The organism is Simkania negevensis Z (assembly GCF_000237205.1).
In the GTDB taxonomy this organism is placed as follows: domain Bacteria; phylum Chlamydiota; class Chlamydiia; order Chlamydiales; family Simkaniaceae; genus Simkania; species Simkania negevensis.
In genome coordinates this window covers 2158228-2172870 of the sequence record NC_015713.1, presented here as the reverse complement: position 1 = coordinate 2172870, position 14643 = coordinate 2158228, and the positions used below count along the sequence as shown (strand labels likewise).

The 14643-nt window shown below is 41.2% G+C and carries 15 protein-coding genes; 8 read left to right on the top strand and 7 right to left on the bottom strand.

Annotated elements, in window-relative coordinates; genetic code table 11:
* The first annotated feature begins 7 nt into the window (after positions 1 to 7).
* Complete coding sequence (locus SNE_RS10625) at positions 8 to 1678, top strand: ShlB/FhaC/HecB family hemolysin secretion/activation protein (protein WP_158307244.1); 1671 nt, start codon at positions 8 to 10, stop codon at positions 1676 to 1678.
* 283 nt (positions 1679 to 1961) lie between these two features.
* Here SNE_RS10625 and SNE_RS10620 read toward each other — a convergent pair whose 3' ends face one another.
* The gene (locus tag SNE_RS10620; protein ID WP_013944435.1) at positions 1962 to 2231 is read right to left on the bottom strand and encodes a hypothetical protein; all 270 of its coding nucleotides are present in this window, start codon (positions 2229 to 2231) and stop codon (positions 1962 to 1964) included.
* Complete coding sequence (locus tag SNE_RS10615; RefSeq protein WP_013944434.1) at positions 2228 to 2779, bottom strand: hypothetical protein; 552 nt, start codon at positions 2777 to 2779, stop codon at positions 2228 to 2230. The genes SNE_RS10620 and SNE_RS10615 overlap by 4 nt, the downstream gene beginning before the upstream one ends.
* A gap of 452 nt (positions 2780 to 3231) precedes the next feature.
* Between SNE_RS10615 and SNE_RS10610 the strand changes: the two genes are divergently transcribed.
* The 6 genes from SNE_RS10610 to SNE_RS10585 all read left to right on the top strand — a co-directional run bounded on the left by SNE_RS10610 (position 3232) and on the right by SNE_RS10585 (position 8311).
* Positions 3232 to 4251: an SGNH/GDSL hydrolase family protein gene (locus tag SNE_RS10610; RefSeq protein ID WP_013944432.1), complete on the top strand. Its 1020-nt coding sequence runs from the start codon at positions 3232 to 3234 to the stop codon at positions 4249 to 4251.
* A complete protein-coding gene (locus tag SNE_RS12470; RefSeq protein WP_231919506.1) occupies positions 4202 to 5056 on the top strand; it encodes a DUF2608 domain-containing protein in 855 nt (284 codons plus the stop codon). Before SNE_RS10610 ends, SNE_RS12470 begins: the two co-directional genes overlap by 50 nt.
* Positions 5053 to 5673 (top strand): protein C10, encoded by a 621-nt coding sequence (locus tag SNE_RS10600; RefSeq protein ID WP_013944430.1) that lies wholly within the window; start codon positions 5053 to 5055, stop codon positions 5671 to 5673. The genes SNE_RS12470 and SNE_RS10600 overlap by 4 nt, the downstream gene beginning before the upstream one ends.
* A gap of 191 nt (positions 5674 to 5864) precedes the next feature.
* The gene (locus SNE_RS10595) at positions 5865 to 6749 is read left to right on the top strand and encodes an IS5 family transposase (protein ID WP_013944429.1); all 885 of its coding nucleotides are present in this window, start codon (positions 5865 to 5867) and stop codon (positions 6747 to 6749) included.
* 217 nt (positions 6750 to 6966) lie between these two features.
* Positions 6967 to 7236 carry a hypothetical protein gene (locus SNE_RS10590; protein WP_013944428.1) on the top strand — a complete coding sequence of 90 codons (270 nt, stop codon included), beginning with the start codon at positions 6967 to 6969 and terminating at the stop codon, positions 7234 to 7236.
* A 133-nt stretch (positions 7237 to 7369) separates the two neighbouring features.
* The gene (locus tag SNE_RS10585) at positions 7370 to 8311 is read left to right on the top strand and encodes a hypothetical protein (protein WP_013944427.1); all 942 of its coding nucleotides are present in this window, start codon (positions 7370 to 7372) and stop codon (positions 8309 to 8311) included.
* 255 nt (positions 8312 to 8566) lie between these two features.
* Here SNE_RS10585 and SNE_RS10580 read toward each other — a convergent pair whose 3' ends face one another.
* Genes SNE_RS10580 through SNE_RS10565 form a run of 4 tightly spaced genes read right to left on the bottom strand, consistent with a single transcriptional unit; the run spans position 8567 to position 11623 of the window.
* Positions 8567 to 9349, bottom strand: coding sequence for an ABC transporter permease (locus SNE_RS10580; RefSeq protein WP_013944426.1), 783 nt, complete (start codon positions 9347 to 9349; stop codon positions 8567 to 8569).
* Positions 9346 to 10119: an ABC transporter ATP-binding protein gene (locus tag SNE_RS10575; protein ID WP_013944425.1), complete on the bottom strand. Its 774-nt coding sequence runs from the start codon at positions 10117 to 10119 to the stop codon at positions 9346 to 9348. Before SNE_RS10575 ends, SNE_RS10580 begins: the two co-directional genes overlap by 4 nt.
* A 49-nt stretch (positions 10120 to 10168) precedes the next feature.
* Positions 10169 to 10876 carry a DNA/RNA non-specific endonuclease gene (locus SNE_RS10570; protein ID WP_013944424.1) on the bottom strand — a complete coding sequence of 236 codons (708 nt, stop codon included), beginning with the start codon at positions 10874 to 10876 and terminating at the stop codon, positions 10169 to 10171.
* Positions 10877 to 10900: 24 nt separating this feature from the next.
* Complete coding sequence (locus SNE_RS10565; protein ID WP_013944423.1) at positions 10901 to 11623, bottom strand: DUF1003 domain-containing protein; 723 nt, start codon at positions 11621 to 11623, stop codon at positions 10901 to 10903.
* Between the two features lie 65 nt (positions 11624 to 11688).
* Here SNE_RS10565 and SNE_RS10560 point away from each other — a divergent pair, with 65 nt between their 5' ends.
* Positions 11689 to 12525, top strand: a complete 837-nt coding sequence (locus SNE_RS10560) for a mechanosensitive ion channel family protein (RefSeq protein ID WP_013944422.1) — start codon at positions 11689 to 11691, stop codon at positions 12523 to 12525.
* Here the strand turns inward: SNE_RS10560 and SNE_RS12465 are convergent.
* On the bottom strand, positions 12509 to 14569 hold the full coding sequence (locus SNE_RS12465; RefSeq protein ID WP_013944421.1) for a mechanosensitive ion channel family protein: 2061 nt from the start codon (positions 14567 to 14569) through the stop codon (positions 12509 to 12511). The genes SNE_RS10560 and SNE_RS12465 overlap by 17 nt on opposite strands.
* Positions 14570 to 14643 lie beyond the last annotated feature (74 nt).

Here is a 14643-nt window from a genome sequence, read left to right as displayed (position 1 = left end):
ATTAATTATGAGATTTCGTTTTGTCTTTATTTTTTTTCTAGTAGTGATTTCTACTTTAACGGCGACTGAAGAAGAGTCCCAAAGTTTTGGGAAAATGCACTCCATTGTTTTTGTCGATGATGAAGGAAAAATCGTCAAAGACGGCAAAGAAACAGGAATTCAATTTGTCGGACTCGAACTTCCAGGAACCCGTTGGGCACGAAGTGGATTGGAAGAGGACTTGCAAAGCAGATTTCTAGCGCGTGAGCTCACCCTTGAAGATTTAGAAGATCTCAAATACCGTGTTATTCTCTACTATAAAGAAAAAGGAAGCTCTCTTGTTCGCGTGATGGTCCCCGAGCAAGATGTGACAGACGGCATTCTTCATATCATCGTCAAAGAAACGCGCGTCGGGGAAGTCAAGACAAAAGGAAACGTTTGGTCGAGCGCTCGCTTTACGCGCAATACCGTAGGGCTCAAACCAGGTGACAAAATCGATGTCAATGAAATCAACACTGATCTTGCCTTTTTGAACCGCAATCCCTTTAAGAACACCGACGTGATTTTTACTCCAGGCCAAGCTGCCAACACCACAGATATTGAACTCGTTACAATTGAAGAAAAACCAGCACGTGTCTATGGAGGTGTCGATAATCGAGGTAACAAAGCCATTGGAAATTACCGCCAATTTGAAGGGTTTTATTGTGGTGATTTTCTCGGACTTGATCACGTCTTTTCTTACCAGTTTACAACATCACTTCCTCTGAAGAGAATGCACGCACATGCCGCCTATTATGAAATCCCTCTCCCTTATCGTATGTCACTCGTCGGGTTTGGAGGGTATTCCTCGCTGCATACAAAAGACTTTTCAACCTTTATGGACAATACCGGGATCAACGTCCAAGTCAGTGGCCGGTTTCACTTTCCTATGTTTCCATGGGGAAAAGCCGTGAACGATTTTTCATTCGGATTCGATTATAAGCGGACAAACAATAACGTCTTATTTTCTGAAATACCGATCATTGCAAAAACAGCGACCCTTTCTCAATTTGTCTTAGGCTATCAATTCCAAGACACCAGACGCGATGGATGGGGACTCTTTAATTTTGAGCTTTTCATTTCTCCAGCAAAGTGGTTCACGAACCAAAACAAACAAGACTATCAGCTTCTTAGTCCAGGTGCCCTTCCCCGTTACTTTTACTTCCTCACTTCGTGGAAAAAAGAGTTTCAGCTTCCTCATTGCATGCGCATTGGCCTTCGCCTCAAAGGGCAATACGCCAATCAAAACCTCCTTCCAAGTGAGCAGTTTGGACTAGGTGGTTTTGATACCGTTCGTGGCTATCGAGAACGAGAAATCAATGGAGATAATGGATTTCTTGGAAACTTAGAATTTAAAGCCCCCTTAATTTCTCTCTTCAAAGGAAAGATACTTTGCAGCGAAAATGTCAATTTCAACACCGTTAATGCAAAAGATGCACTTCTCCTCCTAGCCTTTGTCGATTATGGATTTGTCAATCGTCATAAAAAAGTTGAAGATGCAGACAATACCCAATATATTGTCAGCATTGGGCCAGGACTAGAATACTCAATCTCTCCCTATTTTCAAGCAGCCGTTTACTGGGGGATCCGACTAAAATCGACTCAATTTTCTTCAGCTCCCGGCGGCCGCATAAACTTTAGCGTTGTCGCTAGCTTCTAACAGCCTGATTTCTATCAACCTGAACTCTGGGTTTCTTTCACTTATTCTCAGGGATTTTTCTCTTTCTCTCAGCCTTTTTGACTCGAAAAGGACCGTTTGGCCCTTCCCATCGGCAAAAATACCGAGCATTTAAGAGAACTTTCTCTCCTGAGACTAAGCAAAATAAACCCAGAGTTCAGGTTATCAGTATCCTCCAACAGAGGTTACTTACTATTTGGAATGATGTTTACGACATGACATCTTCCAATTTTGTGTTAGAGACATCCATATCGAAGTCCGATGACTAAGAGCTATCTCTCGTATGATATTCTTCAAGACTTCTCAGGATTTTTTCTTTCTCATTAGCCGAAAACTCTTGCCCATAATAGATGAGAAACAATTCTTTCATGAGATCGGCTTTAGAGATATTGGGATTTTTTGCACGAATCGAGTGGGTGACTAAATATCTAGCTGAGTCGCCCATTGAGCATGCCATGAGTAGGCGCTCTTGAGGAGTTTTAGAAGCTAGAAGCTCGCGGAATTTTTGCTCCATTTCAAGAGAGGTATCCTTCATAATTTTTTTGCCATATTGTAGAGTTTTTCTAAGTCGAGTTTTTTGATCCACTCATGCATATATTTCTCATCGAGTTTCTGACAATTGAGCAGGTTTTGAACATCTTTAAGTTGCATTTCTGAGAGCGAATCTTTTGCCCAGTGAAGTTTAGAAATAATCAAATCTTCTGTAGAAACGATCCATATGAGAGTTTTTTGTATTTCTATTTGACGTCTTCTCTGGAATTCAATTTTTCGATACGAAGCATTTTTTCGAATCATAAAATCGATTTTATAAGAGGCTGGCTGGTAAATTACATTAAAAGAGCGTTCGTACTTTATTGCTTCGAGGATCGCGTCTTCTGAAACATAACAATCGTGTTGGAAAACTTGGGTTAAAGAGGGGACGCTAGAGGGATTAAGCTCGATAACAATGTCAATATCTCGAGTCATACGTGGAGCAAGATAAAGGCTAGATGCAAGTGATCCGGTCAGCATATAGGGGATTCCTGCCAGCTCAAGCCTTTGGCAAATGACTATTAGAACATCAACTTCCGTCAAAGTATCCATGAGGTTCGTTTTATATACTCAAACTACTTCAAAAGTTGGTTTTGGGCAACGCGAAAACTTTCGGAATTCGTCGATCTTAAGTGATCCAATATTAGGAATATGAGGTCACTTAAGATCGGCAAATTACGGCGCTTTGGCGCAGCCGAAAATCCAACTTTTGAAGTAGTTTGAGTATAACCCAAGTTGCCACTTATTTTAACCTCTGCTTTGTGATAAATGCATCTGAAAAAAGCCTTTCTCCTCATATATAGCGTCTTTGGCTATTAGGTCGTTGAAAAACTTTTTTACAGCCACTTTGATCTACTATACTCAAACAACTTCAAAAATTGGATTTTCGGCTGCGCCAAAGCGCCGTAATTTGCCGACACCATCTAGTTTTTTTAGAATAGAGGAAAAAAAGATTAAAGATGTTAAAATCCTTGATGAAAAAAATTTTAATATGAGGAAGGCAGATGTCCATCATCCATTTAGTTGGGGATTCAACTCTAGATAACCTCATTTGGGTTTCAAAGCCTGCAGATTCTGTCGAAGGAAAGTTGAAAGCTTTAGGAGGGACTCAAGTGATCAACCATGCCTATGATGGGTTTACAACTGAGGATGTTTTAGAGGGCGGCTCTGTTGGTGCTGTTTTAACTGGAATTAAGGGCTTGGAAGCTTACATGTCTGAAAGGGGAGCAACCTTAGGAGATCAAGTCTATCCGTTGCAAACTTTAGAGGAAAAAATCACTGCGAGTCCCGATGAGACCCATTATGTGGTCCTAAGTGTAGGGGGAAATGATTTTCGTGTGCGGCTTGGCAATCCGTTTGCACTCCTAAAGGAAATCCCTAAAGTTCAAGAGCGCTATTTAGAGATCTTGGATAAAATCCAAGCCATCAAGGGGAAGAACATACGGCCGGTTCTGATGCTGCAATATCGGACCGATGCAAATGAGGATCATTACCTTGTTTATACCGTGATGAAAGTCCTTGGGGTTTTAACAATCGCAACTCATGTTGCTGCACTGACAGCGCTCAGTATGCCCCTTTGGCTTTTAGCAGGAAAAGTGACAACATTTGTAGCAGCAGCTTGTTTTTTTGCAGGGGCAATTGCTCTTTATTTCATTCAAAAGGTCATTCCTCTATCCATGACCAAAGATATCGTGATGGGGAAGAAAATAGGAATGGTTGTATTTGATCAGCTCTTGTCTGTTTTCTATCAACCGATGCTAGAGCGAGCAAAAGAAAAGAATCTTCCTGTACTCGATCTTTCGAATACATTTGATCCTAATAAAAAGCTTTATACCTCGGGAATTGAACCAAATGCTAAGGGGGGCGAGCTGATTGCAGAAGGAATTCATCACATTGTGAAACAGCATGATTTCAAAGGTGAAAGTATGATATACTCTAAGCCCGATGGAAAAAATGCGTATCAAGGTGAAAAAAATGAAAAACCTGAAGATTGGAAGGTGGCTTACCCAGCTGATGAAACCTAAAAGTCTTTTGTTTTTATTTCTTCTTCCATTTTCTTGGATATGGGGAGAAATAGAGAAAACGACACATTGGGAACCGATTCGTGAAGCAATCGAACATGCTCCTGCTAATACTTGGGTCATCTTTGATGTTGACGATGTCTTGCTCATTCCTGAAGATGCTATTTTTCATCCTGCTCACCAGGATACCTTCGTCATGCACGCAGATCGACTCCATGAAAAAATGGAACATGAAGAGCTCATGCATCTATGGGGGATCTTATTTTCTACAAGAAAGGCCAAACTTGTCGATATAGAAGTCCTTCAAGTTTTGGAGCTAATCCAAAATCGTTTGATGCGAGCATTTGCCTTAACCCATTGTGGAACAGGAAAGGTGGGGGGTATTGAGAAACTAGAAGACTGGCGTATAGCAGAACTTAATAGCCTTGGGATCTGCTTTGATGCTTTAAGTCAGTGTGACATTGAGTCGGAGTTTGACCAATATCGGGGCAAATATGGAGTGGCAATTTTAAAAAGCGGAGTCATTTTTGCAGCAGATTTTGACAAAGGCGCTATTTTGATGCATGCCTTTGATGTCATAGGTGAAATGCCCAAGCAGCTTATTTTTATCGATGATAAACGACATAACTTAACAGCAGTTGAATCAGCATGCCTTGCTAGAGGGATCGCATTTCAGGGATTTGAATATGTGGCAGTCGCTGAAAACGATCCCTTCCCAATTAATCTCGAAAAGGTAGACATCCAATTTCGAGTCCTAGAAAATGAAAAAAAATGGCTTTCTGACCAAGAACTAGAGGAGTATCCATGAGCGAATTAGTTCAAGCACAAACAGAAATTTTTGCACTATTGAAGCAAAAAGAAGAGCAGCTCTCAAAGATTCGAGCATCAGCAGAACCCCTCATTGAAAAATGGCAAAAGTTTCTCGGTGTGATTTTACCGATCCAAATCATGATCATTCGCAAGTACGGTTATGCAGGCAATCAAAAGGGACTTGCTGAATTCAATGAAAAACTTGTGAAAGAAGCGCAGACAAATCCAGAACTCAAAAAACTAAATGAAGACAAATGGCTCTATCTTTTCAAAACAACTTTCGGACTCAAGGAAGTGAAATCCATTTCACTTGAAGAAGCGCAGAAAATGACAAGCGAGATCGCCGATGCCATGACGTCAGAAGAGTTTCTGCAAAAAATCGATGAAGTGATGTCAAACATACAAGAAGGATCGATGCTTGAGCGTCGTCAACGTTTGCTTGATGTCCTTTTACCTGTTCAAATGGAAGTCATGGAAAGGTATGGGTTTCCTGGAGAAGAAGGATATGTTCAAGCGCAACGGGCAATGATGGACTTTTTTTTCGATCCTGTCGTGATTGAAGCGGCTCAAAGAGCTCAAGATACTATCTTTAAGCGTGCCAAGCTGATGGGATAACTGAAATAAAGATGGTTTCTTTATGATAAGGGTATTATTTCTTTTTAAATTGTTTGTAGTAAGAGGGATAGTGCTGATTTTTGCGTTCACAACGACTGTGTTGAAAAAATCAGAAGAGAAGTCTTGATAAAAATTTCTTAAAAAAGAGAAGCTCCTTATGGTTTAAGTCACTAAACATAAAGGAGCTTCAGATGCGTAAACGCAATTGGCACAAGTATAATCGAGACTTAGTAAAAAGAGGAAGTATAACTTTTTTCATCGATCCAAATGCGTTAACTGAAAAGCCAGAGGAAAACAAACGAGGTCGACCTCGTTTGTTTTCCCTTCCACTCATCTATCTCCTTCTTGTCTTAAAGATACAATATCGCCTTACCTATAGAACTCTCGAGGGTTTTGCCAAATCGATCCTTCCACATATAGAACCTGATATTTTTCTTCCGACCTACTCTCTGATCTGCAAAAGAGCTTCCCACATGGAAGCTCTTTTGCCCAAGCTCTCTTCTAGAAGACCTAAAGTGGTGCTGTTAGATACTACAGGGATCAAAGTCTATGGGGAGGGAGAATGGAAAGTGAAAATGCATGGAGCCTCAAAGAGGAGAAAATGGGTTAAATTGCACATCGCTATTGATGAAAACACTCAAGAAATTATCCACTTTGAAATCACAAAAGGGCATGAAGCTGACTGCAAAATAGGCCCGAAAATCATAGAGAAGCTCCCTAAACCCGTTGAGACCGTCATAGCAGATGGAGGATACGACACAAAAAGATGCAGGGAGGCCATCAATCAAATAGGAGCGAAAGACCTTATTCCGCCTAGAAAAAACAGCCTATTATCTCCTTTTATGACAAGAAGGAACAACGCCTTACGCGAAATAAAAGGACTGGGAGGAGATCAGCTAGCGCGAGAAATCTGGGGAAAACTGACAAGATACTCAAGAAGGGCATTAGCAGAGACAAGCTTCTCAAGATTAAAGCGACTGTATGGGGAAAGGTTTTTCTCAAAGAAAATAGAAACTCAAAAAATCGAAGGTCATATTAAATGCAAAATGCTGAATCAAATGCTTCTGATAACTTAATACGATTGATGATGAGGGGGGGGGAGTCTACGAAAATTGATTTTTTCAACACAGTCGTTCACAACGCTCTTTTCTAATTTTTAATTAAAATAATATTCATATAAATTACTGAAGACCAATTAATTAAAAATAAATATTAGATTGTTAACAAATTATTTAAATTAATATATAATTAAGTTTGAGGGTGAGGGATGAAGTCATGAACGTGAGGTGTATTATGACGGATCCTATTTCTGGCAGTCAGTCAAATCCAGCCTATTCTCAACAGGCTTCTATGGACTCAAGTGGAGCATCTGGGGATCAAGCGCAGTATCTAGCGCAGTACCTGACGATGCAACAGGAGATTCAACAATATATAGACGCATCAAATGCTCAGCAATCTGATGACCTTCAGGCAGTTGGGATGCAAGATCCAGCTCAGCTTGGGCAACAGCATTACGCGGCATTTGAATCAGCTGTAAACGCATTACCACAGTACCAAGGCTAAGAACCTAAATTCAAGCTAGAAGGGTAGAGCCCAGAGATAGAGGGAGCGTAATTTGCGTTTCCTCTTTCTCCTTATTGTAAAAAACGAAGGCCTTCTTGTATTCTCATCGAGATTTAAAAAAAGGAGGTCTCAAATGGCAGCAATTCATGGTGCCCAGAATTTAACAATCTATTTTTGTGGTGAGTTTAGCCAGAGCTTTTCGTATGAAGGGGGATGGCTGCAAGGACTTAGTAAGGCTTTTTTTGGAGCCCGTATCATGCGACAAGAGTTAGGTCCGTTCGATTTATTGCCTGAGGAGAAAAGGAAGAAAAAAGCAGCTATTTTTTTGGCTTCGACTATTCGAAGTCATTATGACATCTTTCAGAAAGTCAGCGAAAAAAGATGTCAACATCGCTTTGTTTTGTTTGCGCATGGACAAGGGGCTCGGATCGTCAAACTTGCCTTAAAATCGCTTTTAGATATCAAAGCAAACATCAACGTTTATGTTTTTGATGGGCCTGTGCAAATTCGAACAAAGTTAGCGCACAAAGTTCGCCATTACGATCAGAATGTTGATTGGGAAAAGAAGATTTCAGAAATTGCAAAGAAAGAGTGTTTCCCACAAACTCAGTTGCCAGCTATTCGATGTGCTCAGAATTTAACGATTTTTTTTTGTGGAGAACGTGGACATGGGCACGAATATACTGAGTGCTGGGTTCAGGAGATCTCAAAGGCTTTTTTGGGATCTTCCGTTACGAGCAAAGGGTTTGAAGAGGTTGATCGATTACCGAAGGGGGAAAGGACCAAAAATGCAGCTGAGTTGCTGTCTAAAGACATTCAAGAGGTCTACCGAAAGTTCCAGCAAAATGATGAGAAAGTGTGTCATTATCGCTTTATTTTGTTTGCCCATGGAGAAGGAGAGAAGATCGTAAGGCTTGCGTTGAAAAAGCTTTTAGACATGAAAGTAGACATCAATGTTTACGTTTTTGATGGAGTTGGAAAAATGGGGAAAAAACTACCAAGCAAAGTTCGCTATTACGATCAAAAAGTTGATTGGGAAAAGCAGCTTCAGAAAATTGCAGCTAAGGAAATATAAAACAGAAACTCAGCCTTTACCCCCATTAGCGACTAAGGCTTAGCCAGTGATTTAAGAAGCCCCTTCTGACTTGAGGAAGATTGCGGCAGTGTAGCTTGGTCTTCTAGAAAGCTTAACCAACCTGAACTCTGAGTTTATTTCACTCATTCTCGGAGACTAAGCAAAATATACCCAGAGTTCAGATTACGAGGACTAAGCTCAAGTGCTAAACTTTGCGTAAACATATTCAATGCAGCCTTTAACTTCATCGTAGGTTCAGACGCAATCGAGTCGTTTTTTCATTCTCCGAATGGCATGCCACGTGCAAGCAACGATAAAGCCCCAAAGCATGACTTGGCAGAGCCAATAGGGGAGGTAGCCTGCTTGTCCAAGAGCCGCAGCGCGCATCCCTTCCATCACGTAGACCATTGGGTTAATCAAACTAACCGCACCGATAGCAGGACTCAGAGTGTAGGCAGCTTCCCAAGAGTAGAAATAAGCTCCAAACATCCATATCGGATTGATGTAACGTAGCCAAAGACTAGTGAGACCACTGACATCTTTGATGACACTTGTAAGCCATAAGGCGAAGTAACCAAAAAAGAGGTTGATTGTTACAAACATGAAAATCAGCCGAGGATAGGAAATGAGCGACAAGTTAAACCCTTTGAAGAGAAGCAACTTTCCTAAAGGAAAGAGGAAAATTGATAAAAGGGCTGAAGTGATTGCCCACTGTAGTCCAATATAGATAAAGACCATCTCGGAACGGATCGGCATGACAAGGGTATGTGAAATTGCGCAGTCTCCTTGAAGATCGGCCATAAGTGCGCCGACTTTTCCAACAATTTCGACAAAGCCAAAGCTAGCAATTGCTCCAATCAAAAAGAAAGAAGCGTATCCTTCATGCACCCCTTCTTGAGGCATAAAGTAACAAAATACGATCACGATCGTGAAGAAAAGACAAAATGTGTCAAATAGCTTAGTCGGATACTCACGCTTGAAGGCGAGCATATCTTTTTTTAACAGCTGTTTGAAAACATGATACGAAGCTTGGATCATGAATCCTCTCCTGAATTAAAAATTTCTGCATCTGGATCGTCGACAAATTTTAAGAAAACTTCTTCCAAATTGGTTTTTTGGTGGAGCTTTTTCAGGTTGTCAGGGGTGTCAACGGTGCGAATGGCTCCTTCGTGAATGAGGCAGATTCTATCTGAGAGCTTCTCTGCTTCATCTAAGTAGTGCGTTGTCAAAAGCACAGCGATACCTTCTTTTTTCAAAAGGCGGATCACTTCCCAAAGCTCGCGTCTGATGTGAGAGTCGAGACCGACCGTTGGCTCATCTAAGATGACCAATTTAGGGCGATGCATGAGCGCGCGTGCGATCAAAAACCGTTGCCGGTAGCCACCAGAAACTTGATCGACCGACGCTTTGGCATACTCTTCTAACTTGAATTGTTCGAGCAATTTTTGTTTTCGCTCTTCAGCCTCATTTTTCGAGAGGCCGTAACATCTTCCAGAGAAGAGGAGCATCTCGCCAAGCGAGAGATTGGCTTCGAGATTAGGGTGTTGAGGACAGAGCCCAATGTTTTTTCGGTACTCTAAAAGATTTGTGTAAACAGAGACGCCGTTCCACTCGACATCGCCACTTGTTGGAGGGTGCAAGGTGGATAAGATAGAAACAAGCGTTGTTTTTCCTGCGCCGTTCACTCCAAGGAGTCCTAAAACTTCTCCTTCGTGAATGTCGAGCGTAACAGATTTCAGCGCATCTTTGAAGACCCGCTTTTTATCATAATAGGTCTTGCAGACCTTGTGAGCACGAATAAAGGTCATAATCTCAACTAAAAAATTTTGGGAAATAGTAGTTATTTTATGGATCTTGCTAAAGGTTTGTCAAGCGAATTCCAGCAAGTTTTTCAATTTCAGAAATGGGGGTGATGTAATCACTTAAACTTCCCTTGGCAGGTCCATTTGGAATGACATAGGCCCAACTCCTATCGGGAGTGTTAATCACTTTGAAAAAATGAGTCGGAACAGCTACATCATTTTTTCCAATCACTTGATAAGTTACCAGCCGTCTTCCATCAGCTTCGTCATGAGCGAGAAAGAGGGGGCCAGTTGTGACTTCCACCCAATCTGCCTCTTTGGCTAGAATACGGATGATTTTCTCCAGCTTAGCCCAGAGTCCTCTATTAAATTGGGCATCTTGAGGACTGATGTTGGTTAAAAGAAAAGTTTCTCGAAGTTCTTCTTCTGACAAACGGTGGTTGGCTGCGGGCGCATGGTGGCCCCTATCGAAGCCCGACTGGTAATAGTCGCATAATTGACTTCGATGTAGAGGATAAATCTCTTCATCTTCTTTAAAATCCATTCCAGAGCGTTCGGTATGCACTTCCAATGAATCTTTTGTTAGGCGTTCGTGAGTCCAAAAAGGGATTTTTGCGCGTGTATCGTAAGACATGGTGTATCCCATCCTTTCTAAGACGGGAAAACCTGAAGGGTGGCCGCGGTGTTGCATTTGATCGTAGACAAATACACTCGAGCTGCCAATTGCTAAACCGAGAAAAAATCCGAGCGTTTTTTTAGCCATACCGATACGAGCAACGATTTTAAACTATTCTTTTTTGGGATGCTTGTGTTTAAGAAGGTCTTCAGCAAGTTCGATTTGAATTTGTTGCAGATCAAGCATCGTTTCCCAATGTCGCTTCATGAAGAGGTCTAATTTGGAATGGAGCTGCTGAATTTCGAGTTCTGCTTTTAAATTGGTCACATAGTCTTCATTGGCTCGCATGCGCTCTTTCTCGGCTTGCCGATTTTGACTCATCATGATGACAGGAGCTTGAATGGCTGCCAAGCAAGATAAGACTAAGTTGAGCAAAATGAAAGGATAGGGGTCAAACCCTTCTTTGGTAAAGAAAAAGGTATTGATGATCATCCAAGCTACAATTACAGCTAGAAAGATGAGGATAAATTTCCAACTTCCTCCGAATTTTGCGATCAGGTCTGCGAGGCGTTCACCGATTGATAACCGTTTTTCAAACTTCTTGTTGACGTTTTCAACAATGAGGTCTTGATTTTTGAAACTTTCAAGAACTTCTTCTTCAAATTGCGAGATGGCTCCTTTATCTTTTTCTAAGATTGAAGCGATGTGCTTGGTGCGCAAAATCCGAAGATCTTCTTGGCAAACGTAACCGTTAAGATTCATTTCGGGCAGGTTCTGGAGAGCAGTGTCCAAAACAGTTGGTCGCATTAAGCGAATCGGGAAAAGTTTGCGGTATGGAAACTCTTTTTGACAAACTTCACATTTTCCCTTTTTGTGATTGTGATTGACGCTCATCTTCAAACTCCTTAATCTTTTCTATAAGTCAATGACGAAAGAATTGCAAATGATAGGAGTCATTTATGCTGCAAGCTCCCTTGTTTACGATTCATGAGACACCCGTGACAGTGATGAATCTTGTAACGTTTTTCATTGTTCTTTTTGTCGTGTGGATTATTGCAAAAATTATCAAGAGTTTAGTGATGCGAATGAAAATTTTAAAGCATCATGTGAACGTAGCGACCCTTTATGGTTTTGGACGACTCAGTTATTACCTTGTGCTCCTTGTAGGAGTTTACATCGCATTAATGACAATTGGCATTGATCTTACAGGAATTGCCGTTGTTGCAGGTGCACTAAGTGTTGGGATTGGTTTTGGGTTGCAATCAATTTTTAACAATTTTGCAGCGGGAATCATTCTCTTTTCAGAAAAAAAGGTGCGAGTTGGAGATCTTATTCAATTCGAAAATGGAGAACTTGCCACGGTCAAAGAAATTAACATGCGTAGCACCCTTGTGCAAACTCTAGATAACCGAAAAATTGTGATTCCAAACTCTGAAATTGTGTCTAAAAAGATGACGAACTGGACACTTGATCCCGAAGGCTATCATCGATTTCGTGTTCCGTTTACCGTAAGTCGGAAGGAAAAGAAAGAGATCATTCAATCTCTTGCTTTGGAAGTTGCAAAGAAATTGGGTGCAACCTCTCGTGCAGCTGAGGTTTGGTTAACCAGGGTAACAGAAACCGTGCAAGAGTTTGAACTTGTAGTTTGGATCAAAGTTGAGGCTTTTGAGAATAGTTCAAAATCTTTGACAGCCGAATGTTTGTGGAATTTAGATGATGTTTTTGCTCAAAAAGGGATTGAGCTCCTGCAAGCGACCAAATCTTTGGCACACGGAGCGCCTATTCAGGAGATTTAGGAGGAGGGGTCTCTGTAATACGGACATCGCGGACAGGGAAAGGAATTGAGATATTGTACCTTCGTAGTGCAGACTCAATTTCCCAAGTATACATCGCTTTTGTGGCAATAGGAGGAAGTCCTTGTTGATGTTCGTTCACCCAAACAACAAGTTCGAAATCTAAGCTGCTTTCCCCAATCCCGACATGCCAAACCTGAGGCTGGCGGTCTTTAATAGTTGTAGGAACTTTCATCGCTGCATCGATTGCAGCTTCTTTGACTTTGTCCTTATCACTCCCAAATGCGACGCTAAAAGGAATGCGCAGCCGTCTGATTTTATCTGATAAGGTCCAATTGATAAATTTTTTCGAAACGAGATCGGCATTGGGGACAAGAACCTCCACATTATCAAAGGTTTTAATCAGCGTTGTGCGCACATTGATTTCCATCACAACACCAATTTCTCCCGACTCCAGCTGAACATAGTCTCGAACGCGGAGTTTCTTTTCGAGCAGAAGAATAATACCCGAAATAAAGTTGTTGACAATCGATTGCAATCCAAACCCAATTCCAACGGACAAGGCACCCACAATGACAGCAAAAGTCGTGAAGTCAATTCCAATGCTTGAAATGGCGATGATGATCCCTAAAATCATGATACAGTAATAAAGAAGACGGCCAAGTGTATAAAATCCAGCTTGATTGATTTTCTTTTGTCGTTTCCCAACAAAGTTGATCCATATTTGGATGAACTTTGCCAAAAAGTAAGCGATGACAATGGTACAAATCAGCTTAAGGATTCCATAAAAAGTGATTGGGGCCTGCCCGATTTTGAATAGACTCACATGAGACCAACGGCTATAGCGCCTAAAATCTGATTTTATTTTCTCCCAATAGCTATGAATGCGATCTCCTAAAGAGATGTAACGAATCTGAATGAATTGATCTGCTTGAGTGAGTAAAAACTCGTTAAAAAATATCTCATCGTGAAGAACTTGCAACGTCTGAAGTGAAGCATGAGCCTTGCCGTTATCGTCGATTTCAATCGATAACTCAAGTAAATGGTTTGCTGCTTTTTCCCAGTGTTCCAATTCTCGGATGATTTGAGTTTGCTTTTCGCTCAGTTCATTCAGTTGAGAATAAAGATCTTTGACTGTTTTCTTCTCTGGGTGGAGCAAGATTTGAGCCAAAATGTAAGTCAGCTGAGCCCTAATCAAATTCACTTCAGCCCTTGAACGCATGAGGGTTTGATTGAGGATCTCACTATTTGCTTCTGTAGATTCTTGGGTTGCAAGTTGTGTTTGCTTTTCTAATAGAGAGACTTGAGCTTGTCGCAACTGAATTTTAGCACGTGTCACCTCTTGCTCAAAAAGTGGGAGGGCGATTTGAGATGTGTCGATATGCCCACGCGCAAAGGCAACTTCTTTCTGAATCTCATGTAAGAGAAGTTTTTCGCGATCTGCTTGAATTTTAAGACCATCGAGTCTTTTTTTATCGGTCTCAAGAGAAATTTTTGTTCCGATGATTGTTAACCCTTTGATCAATCTTGATGGATCAGCCTTTGAAAGGCTTAGGTAGCTTACTGTCAGGCTGTCTAAATAGGATTGATCTGAACGAAGGTTTGCCTTTTCCATCACGATTTTCAATTCTTGCCGATCACAAACCTCGTGAACATCTCTTAAATGATACCCAAGCTGAAGAAATTCTTGAAAAGTATACTTTTCCTTGACTGTCACTTCAGGGGGTGGTTGAGACCATTTTTGCTTAGAAATGTCAGAGTATGTTTGGAGGCCGACTTGAATTTGTTGAATGAGAGGAGCTGCTTCACTTTGCTGCGTTGGAGTGAGATCTTCTTGCATTCTGTGTAAAAAGGTCTTCATTTTTTCAATTTGAGCAGGAAGCTTTTCAGGATCGACTGCAAAGAAATCCCACCATGCAGGCTTAAGGAGTTGAGGATTTGGTGGAAGCTCCTGTTCCTTAGAAGTTTCTTTACCGTTAGGAAGCAGATCTTGTTGAGCGACAAGAGGAGAGAAAAAACAAAAAAAGAGTAAGAAAAGTTGACGCACCGCTTCACCCCGAATAGGCTTTCCTTAAGCTTTCTTGTACCGAGAAGAGGAGTAGCTGTCAAGAAGAGCTACTA

Coding starts and splice junctions, on each gene's coding strand:
- SNE_RS10590 (WP_013944428.1), top strand. CDS start 6,967: ATGACGGATCCTATTTCTGGCAGTCAGTCAAATCCAGCCTATTCTCAA.
- SNE_RS10580 (WP_013944426.1), bottom strand. CDS start 9,349: ATGATCCAAGCTTCGTATCATGTTTTCAAACAGCTGTTAAAAAAAGAT.
- SNE_RS12470 (WP_231919506.1), top strand. CDS start 4,202: ATGAAAAACCTGAAGATTGGAAGGTGGCTTACCCAGCTGATGAAACCT.
- SNE_RS10595 (WP_013944429.1), top strand. CDS start 5,865: ATGCGTAAACGCAATTGGCACAAGTATAATCGAGACTTAGTAAAAAGA.
- SNE_RS10620 (WP_013944435.1), bottom strand. CDS start 2,231: ATGAAGGATACCTCTCTTGAAATGGAGCAAAAATTCCGCGAGCTTCTA.
- SNE_RS10615 (WP_013944434.1), bottom strand. CDS start 2,779: ATGGATACTTTGACGGAAGTTGATGTTCTAATAGTCATTTGCCAAAGG.
- SNE_RS10575 (WP_013944425.1), bottom strand. CDS start 10,119: ATGACCTTTATTCGTGCTCACAAGGTCTGCAAGACCTATTATGATAAA.
- SNE_RS10570 (WP_013944424.1), bottom strand. CDS start 10,876: ATGGCTAAAAAAACGCTCGGATTTTTTCTCGGTTTAGCAATTGGCAGC.
- SNE_RS10600 (WP_013944430.1), top strand. CDS start 5,053: ATGAGCGAATTAGTTCAAGCACAAACAGAAATTTTTGCACTATTGAAG.
- SNE_RS10560 (WP_013944422.1), top strand. CDS start 11,689: ATGCTGCAAGCTCCCTTGTTTACGATTCATGAGACACCCGTGACAGTG.
- SNE_RS10565 (WP_013944423.1), bottom strand. CDS start 11,623: ATGAGCGTCAATCACAATCACAAAAAGGGAAAATGTGAAGTTTGTCAA.
- SNE_RS10625 (WP_158307244.1), top strand. CDS start 8: ATGAGATTTCGTTTTGTCTTTATTTTTTTTCTAGTAGTGATTTCTACT.
- SNE_RS10585 (WP_013944427.1), top strand. CDS start 7,370: ATGGCAGCAATTCATGGTGCCCAGAATTTAACAATCTATTTTTGTGGT.
- SNE_RS10610 (WP_013944432.1), top strand. CDS start 3,232: ATGTCCATCATCCATTTAGTTGGGGATTCAACTCTAGATAACCTCATT.